At 54.5% G+C, this 15023-nt stretch carries 14 protein-coding genes; 2 read left to right on the forward strand and 12 right to left on the reverse strand.

Annotated elements, in window-relative coordinates; all coding sequences use genetic code 11:
* Positions 1-29: 29 nt before the first annotated feature.
* Positions 30-2276 carry a hypothetical protein gene (locus KI379_RS17095; protein ID WP_212984295.1) on the reverse strand — a complete coding sequence of 749 codons (2247 nt, stop codon included), beginning with the start codon at positions 2274-2276 and terminating at the stop codon, positions 30-32.
* Positions 2277-2570: 294 nt separating this feature from the next.
* Between KI379_RS17095 and KI379_RS17100 the strand changes: the two genes are divergently transcribed.
* Positions 2571-2774, forward strand: coding sequence for a hypothetical protein (locus KI379_RS17100; RefSeq protein WP_076171102.1), 204 nt, complete (start codon positions 2571-2573; stop codon positions 2772-2774).
* Between the two features lie 110 nt (positions 2775-2884).
* Here the strand turns inward: KI379_RS17100 and KI379_RS17105 are convergent, their stop codons facing one another.
* Positions 2885-3418: a hypothetical protein gene (locus tag KI379_RS17105; protein ID WP_089547951.1), complete on the reverse strand. Its 534-nt coding sequence runs from the start codon at positions 3416-3418 to the stop codon at positions 2885-2887.
* 156 nt (positions 3419-3574) lie between these two features.
* Here KI379_RS17105 and KI379_RS17110 point away from each other — a divergent pair, with 156 nt between their 5' ends.
* Positions 3575-4189 (forward strand): DUF1796 family putative cysteine peptidase, encoded by a 615-nt coding sequence (locus tag KI379_RS17110; protein WP_212984296.1) that lies wholly within the window; start codon positions 3575-3577, stop codon positions 4187-4189.
* 17 nt (positions 4190-4206) lie between these two features.
* Here the strand turns inward: KI379_RS17110 and KI379_RS17115 are convergent, their stop codons facing one another.
* The 10 genes from KI379_RS17115 to murQ all read right to left on the reverse strand — a co-directional run bounded on the left by KI379_RS17115 (position 4207) and on the right by murQ (position 14492).
* Positions 4207-4740 carry a DinB family protein gene (locus tag KI379_RS17115; protein WP_244879319.1) on the reverse strand — a complete coding sequence of 178 codons (534 nt, stop codon included), beginning with the start codon at positions 4738-4740 and terminating at the stop codon, positions 4207-4209.
* A gap of 310 nt (positions 4741-5050) precedes the next feature.
* Entirely contained in the window at positions 5051-5971 is a 921-nt protein-coding gene (locus tag KI379_RS17120) for an N-acetylglucosamine kinase (protein WP_212984297.1), read from the reverse strand.
* A 22-nt stretch (positions 5972-5993) separates the two neighbouring features.
* Positions 5994-7133, reverse strand: a complete 1140-nt coding sequence (locus KI379_RS17125) for an exo-beta-N-acetylmuramidase NamZ family protein (protein WP_212984298.1) — start codon at positions 7131-7133, stop codon at positions 5994-5996.
* Between the two features lie 99 nt (positions 7134-7232).
* On the reverse strand, positions 7233-7937 hold the full coding sequence (locus tag KI379_RS17130; protein WP_089547956.1) for a PIG-L deacetylase family protein: 705 nt from the start codon (positions 7935-7937) through the stop codon (positions 7233-7235).
* A 4-nt stretch (positions 7938-7941) separates the two neighbouring features.
* Positions 7942-8910, reverse strand: coding sequence for a GNAT family N-acetyltransferase (locus KI379_RS17135; protein ID WP_212984299.1), 969 nt, complete (start codon positions 8908-8910; stop codon positions 7942-7944).
* A 22-nt stretch (positions 8911-8932) separates the two neighbouring features.
* On the reverse strand, positions 8933-10135 hold the full coding sequence (locus KI379_RS17140) for an anhydro-N-acetylmuramic acid kinase (RefSeq protein ID WP_212984300.1): 1203 nt from the start codon (positions 10133-10135) through the stop codon (positions 8933-8935).
* Between the two features lies 1 nt (position 10136).
* Positions 10137-10997: a carbohydrate ABC transporter permease gene (locus KI379_RS17145; RefSeq protein ID WP_076171078.1), complete on the reverse strand. Its 861-nt coding sequence runs from the start codon at positions 10995-10997 to the stop codon at positions 10137-10139.
* Between the two features lie 132 nt (positions 10998-11129).
* Positions 11130-12032, reverse strand: a complete 903-nt coding sequence (locus KI379_RS17150) for a carbohydrate ABC transporter permease (protein ID WP_089547959.1) — start codon at positions 12030-12032, stop codon at positions 11130-11132.
* An 89-nt stretch (positions 12033-12121) separates the two neighbouring features.
* Positions 12122-13543, reverse strand: a complete 1422-nt coding sequence (locus KI379_RS17155) for an ABC transporter substrate-binding protein (protein WP_076171073.1) — start codon at positions 13541-13543, stop codon at positions 12122-12124.
* A gap of 34 nt (positions 13544-13577) precedes the next feature.
* A complete protein-coding gene (gene murQ, locus KI379_RS17160; RefSeq protein WP_089547960.1) occupies positions 13578-14492 on the reverse strand; it encodes an N-acetylmuramic acid 6-phosphate etherase in 915 nt (304 codons plus the stop codon).
* Positions 14493-15023: the final 531 nt, after the last annotated feature.

The following is a 15023-nucleotide window of genomic DNA, read 5'->3' on the forward strand; positions in this document are numbered from 1 at the left end:
TCTCCTCTCCCAACACCGGCGATGTTTATTTACGCAGAGGCGTATTGTACGATCACGGCTTCCCTTGTCTCTTCATCATAAGCGATCCAAAGGTCATCGCCGACTTCCACGCCGTATAACGGTTCGATGGACTGCTCAATTCGGTACGAAATTCCGTTTTTTGTAACGGTAATGCGGGCAAATGGCCGTTCGCCGACGGTGCCATCAAACTGTACTGCCGTCACGTTGGCGCTGCCCTGCTTGCCCTGAAGGAGGCGAAGCTCTTGTTCATACTCCCCCTTGTTCACCGACACCGGGATGACGGCACCTACCGCAACTGGCAGACGAACCGGCACGAACTGGCTGTTCACCTTGCGCGACCTTTGATCGCCATGGGAAAGCAGCAGCTCGAACAGCATCAGCTGTCTGTTCACGATCTCCACGGGAATATGCTCGATCCGGATCACCTCACCTTCCAGCGTCAGCTGGTCCGCCCCTCTCATGTCACGTGTCCTGTTGTAATTGTACAGCCGGGTGACGCCGCCGATTTGCATGAGATCCGCCTTATCCCCGGTCCGGTAGACAAACCCGTTTGCCTGCACTACCGGGATGGCACAAGTTTGTCCGCCGGTATCGAAATGAAGCAATAGCGCTTCACCGCGGCCTGCCTTGCCATAGCTGTCGATCCGCGTCAGGACGGCGTCCCGGATGACCTCGGGCGCGGTTTGAGGCAGATCGTCACCGGTCACGAATACCGCGCGATTTTTTTTGCGGCTGTAGCTGATCAGCACGGGATCGCCCACGCGCGGGGCATGAAGGTATGAAGCCACTTTCTTAATGCTCGTTTCCTTCATCCTTCCTTCATCCTCGAAACGGATGTCAAAGCGGATCATCGGTTGTTCGTTTACGTAGGTTCCGGTCTCTTGCAGTCGGGTTACCGTTCCCTGCACAATCGTTCCTTCGGCCGTAAACTTCTTCTGTCTGGCTGTCATGATCCGGATCAGCAGTCCGAGACCGCCAAACAGCACCAGCGGGATCAGCAGCCAAATCGCCCAGTTGATGACAAGCGCATTGCCGCGCTTCAAATAATGAGCGAAGCTTGTCCAGGAGATCCGGTCGGCGCCTTCGGCCATCTGCCAGGTTTGCAGCGCTTCGCCGGTCATGCGGGTGAGCGTGCCCCCTTTGACGTTCAGCCAGCCGGCCGACTCTTCTCCGTCGGTAAAGTACAGCGTCGCATCTCCGGTTTCCTTGAAAAAGGACAGCGTACCGCTGCTTACATCCTCCGGTTCCAGGCTAGACAATGGCTGAGACAAGTCTATAAACGACCGGGTCTGCCGGTCGTAGAGATATCCGGAGACTTGGCCTTTCCGTTCGTCCTTTGCCGTCGAACCGAAGATGAGCGTCTCGCGGTCGTTCAGCGGAAAGACGGCAGCCTGATATATCGGGGCAGGGGTCTTAACGACACTCCCCCAATCACCTTTGACCGCATCGTAAGTCCGTACCTGCTTCGGTTCACCGGATTCAGTCCTCCACAGCCGGGCAGGATCCACACCGGCAAGTGCGGCAAACTGCTGCTCCGCTAGATCCTCTGCGTCAAAGCCAGATCCTCCCTCCGGCCTGATCCGTATGGCCGCTTTGTGCTGTGCATTCAATAGGCCGCTGACGTACGCGGTGCTGCCATCTTTCAGATCCAGTTCATAGAGGGGGACGGCGCGGCTGTCGTTAAAACTGCCCATGACTTCGGACATTGACGTCGGCCTTGCGGGCAGTCCGGTGTCTTCGTTGAGATAAGCCGTTTGGAATACTCCGTCCTTCACCTCGCCGACGACGAAGGTGTCATTTGCCGTTTCCCCTCCGACCAGCATGCGGCCATTCCAATGATGAACGGCCGATGTTAAAAAGCCGTCAAATTCCAGCGTACCTTGAACAAGCTCCTCCACATGGCCGCCGGGGCCAATGACGTTTAGCTGCAGCCCCGAACTGTCATCCGTCGTAGCGATCACAAGATTTCCTTTCTGATAGGTGCCTACAAACTGATTATGTATGTTGGAGCGCAAATGGATCGTGGTTACTTCCTGATGCGTCGCCGCATCATAAAGAATGGCATCCATACCGTCAGAGCCATCCGTCAGGCTGATGACCTTGCTTCCCCCATCCAGGTAAAACAAACCCTCCACCGTCTGCAGACGGTCCTCAACACGGGCTACGTCCTGCTTGTAATCGTTCCAAACCGCGAAGCTCAAAATGACCGCGGGCACAAAAAATACGAGATTCAGCAGGTTGATCCTTTTCTTCATCGATTCCTCCCCTTTATCCATTCCCTATGAACTTATCATAGACGCGGCTGCGAATGCCAGGTAATGACAATATTTTTACCGCCCTACCGGACAATTTCCGGCTTCTTTTGCAGCTGTCCGGAGCATTCTTCTTGTTATACGAATTACGGAAAGAAAAAGTTGAATTTTTTTGTCGATAACCCTTTACAGACTTTTACATTTTCTGATAATATTGTCGTAGACAAGCTAATCAGAGGTTTGCAGATTTGACTACACCGTTGTCTAATAAAATTACCTATGGGAGTGAATTAAAAGATGAAAAAAACGATTCTCTCGACAGTAATCTTGCTTGGACTTCTTAGCGGACTCTTAGCGGCGGTGGCTTCGGCGGATGCAATCAAGCCGTTCAATCACGGTGCAAACTACGGCACACAGGATGCAATCAAGCCGTTTAATCACGGCGCTAATTACGACACGAAGGACGCAATCAAGCCGTTCAATCACGGCGCTAACTACTAAGTTTTACTTTCATAATTGGTGGTCATACTTAGATAAAGGGAAACGGCTCATGAACGGATATTCCATCCGCCATGAGCCGTTTTTCTCTTGGTTCCCAATCCCCTGCAGCCTTACTTGAACCGCTTCGGACCGAGCTCGATCTGCCGGGTGATCTCCGCCGCGATTTTCGGTTCCGGAGCGAAGTCCCGCTCCCAATGGTCCGGCTTGATCACTTTGCCCACGTCGTTATAATGCGGCTTTCCGTCCGGAAAGAGCTTGCCCATGTTGGCGGTATGGACATGCTCAAAAATCCGGTCCGGCTCCACGCCCGCTTCGACGAATCCGCCGTTGGCAAAGTACAGAATGTCGGTGAACGCATCGATCTGGCCGATCAGCTTGTCCTCCGGATAAGCTTTTTGCTGCTGCTTGCGGTATGTATCCTGCGCCCGTTCCATCAGCTCGGCGAAAAATGCCTGGAACCTGTCGTCATTGCCGGCCGTGGCATGCAGCAGTTCAATCACTTCCTCCATAATAAAGGCGGCGCGGTTCATCGCCAGCTTGTCGTTCAAAGCCTGCGGCTCTTCCGGAGCGGGGCAGTCAAAGCCCACATGAAACTCGCGGACCTGCTGAAATTGGGTTTTTCCCAACGTTTTGGATTCCGTCATGTTAATTTTTCTGGCTCCTTTATCGGTGTAATCTCTAGTATTATAGCAAATTTATCGTCACAGCATTTTGGTAGAAACTAGATTCATGCCGTTTCCGATAAAGGGCGTCGCGAATATGATAGATTCAGTCCTGTACTCAGAAAGGGGGAATTGACCATGACCATGGTTAAGTCCTTCGATGCCATATTCAGTCTAGGCAGCAGCTGCCAGGTCGCCTCCCAGCTGCGGAGGAGCGGGCTGCGCACGGCTGCCGGTCCTTTCGACTGGTTCAACTTCGCCTCAACTCCGGGCTTCTGCCAGGTGCTTGAATCGCGATTTGAACGGTTTATGCTGCTGCCGAACCTGGAGGTCTACAGCCATTCGGTCAACTGCCACTATGTTCGGGATAAGGCCAGCAACTGTCTTTCCTTTCACGATTTTAAATACGATCCAAAGCGGTCCCCGCTCTTCGATTATCCCGAATTTCGCGACAGGCTGGAACGCCGGATCGGGCGCTTCAACCGCTGCCTCTCATCCGTTCAAGACGTGCTGCTGATCCGGACGGTCAAGCATTCCGAAGATGCCTTCCGCATATTCAAGACGATCGAGAACAGCTACTCCAATCCACATCTCCGATATTTATTTGTATTGCACAGCAGTGATCCGGATACAGCCGAGATCGATTCGGGACACCCGCGGATCCGCATCGTTCGGATGCCCGCCGGGTCGACCTGGGAAGGGGATGCCGAAGCTTGGAAAAAGGTGCTTGCTCCCTATTCGATCCGCAGTTGACCCGGTAATCATCCTTTTTAAATTTCCCCGGGATGCGCTGGCAGCCGCTCTTCCAGCTCCGTTTGCTGCCGCAAATGGTGGCGGAAGTGCATGCCGATCAGCCGGTACCATTCCTGGGCATTCAGCCAGCCGAAGCCGCCGTGCCGGACTTTGCCGCCCGGATGAATCTTTTCCAATATCAGCTCCCACTCCCGCATTCTTGCCATCACCTTCGCCAGCCCCTCGTCCAGTTCTTCGCCGCTTAACGCGTTATTCGGACTGGCGGCCTGCGCTCCTTCCAGCTTGATCTTGACCGGCGGAAAGCCGCCGCGCCGGAACACGTCATCTCCAGCCGGTGTTCTGCCCAGCGGCTGTTCCTCCGTACTCTCTGCACAAATTTGGACAAAGTCCAGGTACTCCATGGCAACGGCGATCAGATGATCGTACATCTGGCCGATCGACCAGATCTCGGGTCCGGGAATGTACCGCAGCTGCCAGGCGGAATACTTTTGCAAATCAAGGCGGTATCCTTCAATCAACTCAAAGTCATCCATATGTAATGCGCATCTCATTCCGATTTTCCTTTGCATTATACGCCCCTCGTGCCTACCTATTTCTTCCGTATTGCTGAAATATCCTGCTTTCTGCAGATCGTTCAGGTGTCCGTCGTGATGGTTCGTACTGACACTGAGCCCGTACTGCCATGGAGCCCGGCCAGCATGACGATTCATTTCCAAACGAAGATATGAGAAACTTATCTTTATCTTAAGGGTTACAACGAAAAAACCTCCTTTATCATGCCGGCATATGCCGCAAGGAAAGGAGGTTTTGCTATTGGCGCCGGTTGGCGGTCGACTTCACGGTTCACCGTTGGTCATGCGGCTATTTTGCTCCCCGCAGACGATTCAGCGCCATCAGCACCGCGCCGTTGGCCGCGTCTTTTTTGGGCGTGATGCAGGTGATTTCCGGATAGCGTTCCTGCAGCCGCTCCAGAAAAGCGTCCCGGATATACACGTTGTTAAGCAGCACGCTTCCGGCCATGGCCAGCGCCCCTGTCTGCAGCGCCAGCTTCTCGGCAACGGGCGCTACCAGCTCGGCGAGCGAAGCCGCGCTGCGCTGCGCAATGCCCAGAGCAGCAGGGTCGCTAAGCTCGCATGCCCGGGTCAGCAGCGGCGCCAACGCGGCGATGTCCTTTTTGCTCCGGGCTGGATCGTACACGTAGCCGATGATGTCCCGTACCGATTTCAGGCCCAGCTTGCCGTAGACCAGGTCCGTAATGACCGTTTCCGGCAGCCGGCCGTCATGGGCCCGGACCAGAACGGACAGCAGATCCCGGCCGATCGCGTACCCGCTGCCTTCATCATCGATCAGGTGACCGCATCCGCCGGTGCGATGGGTCTCGCCGCGTTCGTTGCGGCCGTAACAGATCGAGCCCGTGCCCGCGATCAGGATCATGCCGTACTCGCTTTCATGCGCGCCGCTCAATGCCGTTTCCTGATCGCCGGTGATCAGGAGGCCGCCCGTATAGCCGCTTTCCCTGACCTTGGCGGTCAGGCGGGCGCTCACGGCGGGATTGCTAACCCCTGCGGCACCGATGCACAGATAGGCGCAGCGGTCCAGCCCGCCGGCGGCCTCGCCGATCCGCCCAAGCATGTCGCGCAGGCTGGCTTCGATGCTGGCCTCGTCCTGCCCGTTGTAATTGATGCCGCCGGATTCGAAGGCGGCGATTACTTCGCCGCTCTCATCGGCGACGGCGACCGCCGTTTTCGTTCCGCCGCCATCCAGCCCGGCTACGTACCGCATCGTCATCCCTTCCTTCGTCTGTCTAATAGATATGATACTGCTGCTTCATGTCGGCAAACGAGCGGGCTTCCTCACGGAACTGTTCCAGCAAGGCCGGCAGATCCAGCGGCTCGCTCCGGTACAGATCATCCCCGCCCAAAAGGTCGATGAACGGCAGCTTGTTGCCCTTGTGCGGCGGCAAAAATTCGAATGCTTCATAGTTCCGCTTCAGCGTATACATCAGCCGGATTCCCGTCTCAAGCGGCTGAAGCGCCCGCTGGTCGGTAATATGCAGCTGCACGCCGCCGCACTGCTCGCCCTCATGCTTGGAGAACGTCGGCTTGAAATAAACCGGCCGGAAAATGACGCCGGGCAGCTTCATGCCGTTCATCTCGTCCGCCAGCTTCTCCGCCTCAACAAATGGTGCGCCAACGATTTCAAAAGGCGCCGTCGTCCCCCGTCCTTCGGACAGGTTCGTACCCTCGAACAAACAGGTTCCCGGATAGAGGAGCGCGCTGTCAAAGCGCGGCAGCCCGAGCGACGGCATGACCCAGAGGTTTCCCGTCTCGGAAAACAGCATGTTCCGGTCCCAGCCGCCGCATGGAACGATATGCAGTTGGGCGTTCCATCTCATTTGCTCGTTCGCCATCGACGCCACCTCGCCGGCTGTCAAGCCATAGCGGACGGCGAGCGGGTAATTGCCGACGAACGATTCAAAGCCGGGCTTCAGGACGTTGCCTTCCACCGTCACCCCGTCCAGCGGGTTGATCCGGTCGAGGACGATGAACTCTTTTCCCGCATTGGCGCAATCCTCCAGGGCGTACAGCATCGTATAAATGAACGTATAGTAGCGCACGCCCACATCCTGGATATCGTAAACGACGGCGTCCACTTCGTCCAGCATTTCCGCGCTCAGCCGCTTGGAGTCCTTGCGGTACAGGCTGTACACCGGCACGCCGGTAATCGGGTCCCGGTAGGTTTCAACCTGCGCCCCTGCTGCCTGATCCCCCCGAACCCCGTGTTCCGGCGAAAACAGCGCCGTAAGCTTGAACCGCTCATGCAGGATTTGAATGGTGGATTCAAAATTACGGTTTAAGCCCGTCGGTGACGTAATCAGCCCGAGCCGCTTTCCTTGGAGCAGATGGGCATAATCTTCGATCCGGTCAATTCCGTTAGCGATCATTGCGACCTCCTGGTAAGAAATTAGTGTACGCCCCTAAAAAAATGACTGTAACCGAGTTATCGTCACAGTCACAAGCGGGCATGTAATGCCTGGCTCCGCTTACAGTTCGCTTTGGCGCAGGCGCATCGTTTCCGCCGGAATCATAAACGTTTCCGCGTACTCCTTACGCGCCTCGATTCCGCGCACGCGTGCCAGATGCTTATAGTACTCGAGATATGGGAAGGACTTGCTGTTCGTGACGAACCAATGCTGCGATACCGCTTTCACCCACAGGTCAAAAGCCTCCTGTGAAAAGTCCACGTACACGTACGGCTTGTAATCCACTGCATCCTCCCAGTTTTCCGCATAGTAGAGCTTGGAAGCGAAAAACGCGGGCAGTTCCCGCTCAAAGGACGCCAGGCCGGCAAAAAAGCGCGCATCGTTCACGATGTTATGCGTCGTTGCGTGGTCCTTGTGCATGCTGTTCTTCCAGTGGGTAATGATGATGTTCGGCTTCACGCGCCGGATTTCGTCGCATACTCTCAGACGCATGTCCTCGGTATCCTTCAGCTCGCCGTCGGGAATGTCGAACACGATGGACTCGCCCCCCAGCATGTCAGCAAACGCCTTGGCCTCGTTCACCTTTTGCTGGCGGTACTCCGCCATATCCTGACCCGCAGGCACGCCGCGTTCCCCTGCAGTCAGTGCCAGCGTGACGATGCGGTCGCCCTTCAAGGAATGGCTGGCAAGCACGCCGCCCGCCGTCAGTTCCGCATCCCCAACATGGCCGCCAATCGCCATAATCGTCAATTTCTGTTCGCTCATCGCTTTAAAACTCCCTTCTCATGATCGAAAATGTCCGGACCGTCTTAAACCCTGCCTTCTCGTAAATCCGGATGGCCGGATTGGTGCTGCCGGTATACAGGGACATATAATCCGTCCCGATCTGCTGAAATCCTTCGCACAGCTTAAAAAAAAGGATGCTGCCGAGTCCGTGTCCCTCATGCTCGGGATGAACGCCGATGCCGGCAAAATAGCCGCGCCCGCTCTCCTGACGGATAACCGGACCGGCAAATCCGACCACCTTACCGTGGTGCGCCGCCACGACGACAGGTACCCCGTCTTCGGTCGATTGGGCGATTTCCTTCTGCCACAGCGGATTATCGAAGCCCTGCAGCATGTCCGTAACGCCGTGATGCTTGCCTTGGTCAAACAGCTCTACCGTGTATCCCTCGGTATTGGCCTTCTCTTCTTTCCCGCGAACCTCTTGCGGGATGGAGAATGAAGACAGGTTCAGGTACATCGCGCATTCCTGCGCCCTCTCCACGTATCCCTGGCCCAGCAAAAACGAATGGAGCCTGCTGCCTGTCGGCACACCGGGCGCATTGTTATGCTCGTGGCGCGGCGTATCCGGTATGTACCAGGGCAGCATCATCGGATTGAAAAACAGCACGTCGGCCTGCTTTTTGCCCAGCGACTGAAAGCGCCCTTCCAGATGCTCCAGCATCATCTTGTAGTTGTCAACCGTGCAGGCTTCGTCGGCAAGCACGATGCAGGTGATGTACCCCGCATGATCTCCAAGCGGCAGATCGCCGCCGGTGCAGCCGCAGGCAAAGCCCTTCACTTCGCCTTCTTCCACGAGAACAAACGTGTTCTCCGGATCGAAATAGCGATTATCCGTAAATATACCGCTGAAGCTTGCCTCCGTCATCTCCTTGTAGCCGTCCCGCACGGCTACTGTGTTCCACAAGTCAATGACAGCACCGGTATATTGGTCACTCCAAGTGGTTACAACCATCTCGGTGAGTTCCTCCATCCCTTTAATAGCTGATTTTGCCCATGACGACAGGTCTGGAAGCGCCGGTCACATGCGGAAGGTTATTCGGCCGGTTGGTGATCGCGTAATCCGCAAGAACGGCAAACGCTACGGCTTCCTTCGCATCGCTGTTATGGCCGATGGCCTCCTGCGTCAGCACTTGTACGCCTTCCTTCGCCATCTCCTGACGGATCCATTCCATGAGCACCGGATTGTAGCTGCCTCCACCGCCAACGATCATCGCATCGGCGGGATGGCCTGCCATCACATATCTGCGGTAGGCGTCGCCGATCGACCAGGCGGTCAGCATCGTCACTGTGGCGACAATGTCTTCCGCCTTCATGCCAAGCGCTTCGGCATCATGCAGAAGCTTATCTATATAAGAGGAGCCGAACAGCTCGCGGCCCGTCGATTTCGGCAGCGGCTGCGAATAGTAAGCCTCCTGCTGCAGCCGGCCGAGCAGACGCGGATCGGCGGTGCCCGACCGTGCGATCGCTCCTCCAATATCCATCGTTAATTGTCCCGGATACAGCCGTTCCACGACCCCGTCGATGATCATGTTTCCCGGGCCTGTGTCGAAAGCATATACCTCACCGGGGCTGCATCCGGCCGGAATCACCGTCATGTTCCCGATGCCGCCGATGTTCTGCAGCAGCAGTGTCCGGTGTTCCTCCCGGTACAGCAAATATTCGGTAAAAGGAACCAGCGGCGCTCCCTGACCGCCGACAGCCATGTCCGCCGGCCGGAAGTCCGACACGCAAAGAATCCCTGTTCTTGCCGCGATGACCGCACCTTCTCCGATCTGCACGGTGTAATGCACGTTACGGCCATGGTACGGCTCCATGCTTGGAGCATGGTAGATCGTCTGACCGTGTGAACCGATCACTGAAACGTCCTCGGCGGACAGCCCCGCCTTTCCAATCACGGACAAAGCCGCCTCGGCGTACAGTTCTCCCAAAAGCACATTCATTTTTCCAACTCGGTCAACGGTTGCGTTGCATGGATCGAATAAAGCAAAAATGTCTTCCCTGACACCCGCCGGGTAAGGCGAATTTTCAAAAGCGACCAGACGCACGCCTGGGGGCTCTTCCCGATTGCCGTTGATTTCCACAACTGCCGCATCGATGCCGTCCACCGAAGTCCCGGACATCAGACCCACGGCATACCGGGGACGTCGGAGCTCCGTTTTTTCTCCCTTTGTCCCCATATCAGCCCTTCACGGCTCCCACCGTGACTCCTTCCAGGAAGTACTTTTGCAGGCTGAAGAAGAGGATGAACATCGGCAGCGCGGAAATGGTGGCACCCGCCATCATCGGCGCAAAATAAGTCGTATTCGCAAACCGGAAGTTTTTCAGACCGACCTGAATCGTCTGCATATCCATCGTGTTCGTCACGAGGAACGGCCAGAAGAACGTGTTCCAGCTGTCCATAAAGGTCAGGATGGCCATGACCGCCAGCACCGTTTTGGACAATGGCAGAATGATCCGGAAATAGATCTGGAACTGGTTGCAGCCTTCGATTTTGGCACATTCAAGGATTTCCCCCGGAATGCTGCCCATGAACTGTTTGGCCAAGAAAATGTTGTAGACCGTGACGAGGCCCGGCAAAATCAAGGCGCTGTAGGTGTTTTGAATATTGAAAATGTTGACGATCAAAATGTAAAGCGGAACCTGGGTCACCTGATAAGGGATCATCATGGCGATCAGCAGGATCGTAAACAGAACCGTTCTGCCCTTAAACTTGATTTTGGAGAACGCGTAACCTGCGAGGCTGGCGAAAAACACGTTCGATACCATAACCGTCGTCGCCACGATCAGCGAGTTCAGCAGCCAGCGGTACGAATATTCGCTGTAATCAAAAAAGAATTTATAGGAGTCCAGCGTGAATTTGGTCGGAAACAGGGAATAGTTCGCCGCCCCCGCTTCGATCGGATCGCCAAAGGACGACATGATCATGAAATAGATGGGGAAAATCGTTGCTAATGCAAATAGGATCAAAATGATAATGATCACACCGTTTCGGGCGCGCTTTGCCGCCGGCTTTCCGGTATGTTCGCTGTAAAGTGCCATGTTCGGATCTTCCTCCTTACTTAAGAGATCAGAAAGTATAACTTCTTTCGCTTAAGCATCCTGATCTCGCAAGAAAAACTTCCGCGAAGCGCGGTCTGTCTTCTGTGAAATGACGCCTTAGCGACGTATTTCTTAATATTCCACGTCTTTGCCCATAAACTTGAACTGCACCAGCGAGATCAGCGCGATAATCGCCGCGAGCACGAGGGACTGGGCTGCCGCTTTACCGAATTCGAAGTACTTGAAGGCGTTGTTAAAGATCAGGAGACCTACCATCGTCGTCGAGTTGTCCGGGCCGCCGCCTGTCATGAGATACGCATTCTGGAACACCTGGAAGGAACCGATAACCCCGGTAACCAGCAGGAACAGCGTCGTCGGCTTCAGGCTCGGAATGACGATGTACCACAGCTTCTGAAAAAAGTTGGCGCCATCCAAATCGGCGGCTTCATAATAGCTGGAATCGATGCCGAGCAGCGCGGCCAAATAAATGATAATGCTGGTGCCATGGCTGGACAGCCAGGCCATCAGGACCAACGAGAACATCGACGTGGCGCTGGAGCCAAGCCAGTTCTGGTTGCTGATGCCGAACAAGCCGATCAGCTTGTTGAAAATGCCTTCCGGCATCGGATCGAAGATCCACAGCCATACCACCGACAGCGCAACACCCGAAGCGACTGCTGGCAGGTAATAGACCGCCTTGAACGTCGTCTGCAGCTTTTTCTTCAGCGGCAGGATCAGAATCGCAATGGCGAAGGAGATGATTAACGATACGGGGACGGTTAGAATCGTGTACACGACCGTGTTGACCACCGATTTCCAAAACAAGGAATCCTTGAATGTGGCGATGTAGTTATCGAACCCCACATACTCCGAGCCGATCGGCTTGTATTTCTGGAAGCTGATAATAAACGCGCTCACGACCGGATAAGCGGTAAACATGGCGAAGACCACCAAAGCAACGGCGATAAAAGCATACGCCCAGGCTCCGTCTCCCCTAATTCTGCGTCTTTTGGCCGGTTTAGCTAGTTGAGCCATCTTTGCGAAACTCCTTTCCTATCCCTTCTTACAGCCTATATATCGGATAGCCGCGTGACCCGCACACGGCTATCCGCTTGATTCAGGGATTAGTCTTTCACTACTCCGTCTTCACCGAACGCGGAAACCGCGGCGGATTTGACGGCATCGTACATCTCTTCCGGCTTGATCTCGCCGGCAATGAGTGCCTGCAGCTTCGGAACGATCACTTCGTCCTCCAGCTTGATGGCTTTGGCTTCCAGCTCAGCCGGGATGTCCGGACGGGCCGGCGCCGCGTTCTTCAGCATCGTTTCAACGGCTGCCTTGTTGTCCGCGTCGCGTTCAACCGGCATGCTTTCCGCCGCTTTTCTGCCGCTTTCCGTAATTTGAGCGACGAACAGGTCGTTGTTCGTGGTTGCGGCTACTTTGCCGCTGGCCAGGAAGTACAGCGCCTTCACGACGTTTTGCTTATGGGCTTCGCTTGGTTCCTTTTTACCGCGGAATGCGACGTAACCGTCAACCGCTACGCTGGAAACGGCTTTTTCACCAAGGAAAGACGGAACCGGGAGAACCGTATAAGTCACAGGAATGCTGCCTTTGACCGCGCTGCCGTCGTTGGCTTTGATTTTCTCATTGTTCGTATTTGCGGATTTTTCGAAGGTCGCCATCCCTTTACCGGTGATCATCGTTTGGCCGGTCAGGAACATGTTCCAGCGTTTACCCGCGTCAATGGAGCTCAATTCCTTCGGCATGGAGCCGTCGTCGATCAATGCACGGATATCCTTAAGTACTTCAAGATAGTTTTTGCTGGTGTACGCGTATTTCAAATCTTGCGTAAATGCGGAAGGCATGCCTGCATTTTTGATCAGAATGCCCAAGTAGTCTTTTGAAGTGACGCCGGCCGTAGCAAATACGAAGCCGTAACGGGACGTTTTGCCGCCTTCGGAAACGACGCCTTTCTTGATGGCTTCACGGAACTCATCGAAGGTCCATCCTTGCTGCTGTACCTTTTTCCAGTCGATGCCCGCCTTCTCGAGGAACTCGCGGTTACCGCCCAGCGCGTGGACTTCCATATAAGCCGGGAAGCCGTACAGGCCGTCGCCTTTCTTCATGTATTCCAGCGGTCCTTTGTCGTAATCGTTGATCATTTCCGGTGTGGCGATGTCCTTGATGTCAAGCGCCATGCCTTGGTCAACGTATTTGGAGATGCCGTCGGAACCGATAAACGCAATGTCCGGAGGGCTGCCGGCGTTCACCTGGGTATCAAGCTTCTGTGTCATGTCCTCCCAGCTGGCCGGTTCGATTTTCAGCGTCAGGTTCGGATATTTCTCCGTAAATTCCTTTTGAATGTCCGCGAAGGTGTCCTGGAAATTGCCCGATACCGGCGGCAGCAGCGCCGTAATGGTATCTTTCGCGTTCGGATCGGACGCTTCGGCCGATTTGGAATCGCCTTTGCCGCCGCAGGCCGTCAGTGTGGTCAGTGCCATGCTTACGGCAAATACGGATGCTAATACACGCATTCTTTTCTTCATGAACAACATGCCTCCTCAAGGATATCCTCTGGTATTAGACCACTTTCGAAAAATTGCGGATCGCCTTCTTCAGGCTCCCCTCGGCTTGATCCAGCGCTTGTTCCGCCGCCTGAGCGTCCAAGCCGGTTTTGATCATCATAATCGCCAGCTTGCAATTCATGGAAGCGCTTTCCAAATAGGAAAGTGCCGTCTTGTCATCGACCCCGGTTGCTGTCTTTATGATACGCACCGATCGGTCCCGCAGCTTGATATTGCTTGCTTTCAAGTCCACCATGAGATTGTTGTAGGTCTTGCCCAGCTTCACCATCGTACAGGTGGTCAGCATGTTCAGGACCATTTTCTGTGCAGTCCCCGCTTTTAATCTGGTTGATCCCATGATCACTTCCGGCCCTACGACAGGTGCTATGCATACGTCGCAGACGTGCTCCACTTTGGAATTTTTGTTATTGACGACGCCGATCGTAGCGGCTCCGATTTCCCCTGCCTTCTTCAAGGCAGCGATGACGAATGTCGCGCTTCCGCTGGCGCTGATGCCGATAACCGCATCCTTGTCTGTCACGCCGCACCTTTCAATTAAAGCGACCCCCTCCTCAGCATTGTCTTCATAACCCTCAACAGCAGTTCTCAGTGCTCCGTCTCCTCCGGCAATATGTCCTTGTACCAGCAAGGGATCCACGCCGAACGTGGGAGGACATTCCGAAGCGTCCAGCACACCGAGCCTGCCGGAAGATCCAGCCCCAACGTAAAACATTCTTCCACCATTCTTCAGCACATGATGGAGTGTGTCCACCGCCCTTACAATTTGCGGTATCTCTGCAGCGACTGCAGCCGGAACCTTGGAATCCTGTTCATTCATCAGGCGAACCATCTCTTCGGTTGAACATTCATCTATACTCAATGTTTTATCGTTGATCCCTTCTGTCGTTAACCCCGCCAGATACTCATCCATAGCCATCCCCCTATCCGTGTTGACTTCTATTTCTTGATTTCATAATAACGATAAATTTCATTCCGGTCAACGGTTTTTGAAATAATATTTTATTTCGGAAGTAATAATATTCTTTTATGGTAATTGTAAAAAAGTGCAGGCTGCTCTTGTTTGGGGCTGCTCCTGTTTGGAAGCCGCTCCTGTTTGGCCGGTCTCGCTTTCTTGTTTTGTGCTTCGCACAAAGCCAAAGGCGCTCGACCCTCCAAACACTCGCTGCTGTAAGGGGGCAATGCTGCTGTACAATCGCTTTGCTCTGTACAGAAGATAAAAAAATTTAAGGCAGTGAGTGTGGCCTCACTGCCCAGTAACACTTGACTAGCTAGTGTTCAGCAGTAAACACTACCTCGTACTTTCCTCATACCGAATGAATACAACACATATGCTCCTTGGTCCGTGAAATAATATTTCACCGCAAAATAGGCCCTTTCTCTATGAGGAAGGAGCCTTTTCCATCTTAGATGAAGGGATTAATACAAGCCTAGCGAATACACT

Source organism: Paenibacillus cineris (genome assembly GCF_018333335.1).
Lineage (GTDB): Bacteria > Bacillota > Bacilli > Paenibacillales > Paenibacillaceae > Paenibacillus_AQ > Paenibacillus_AQ favisporus.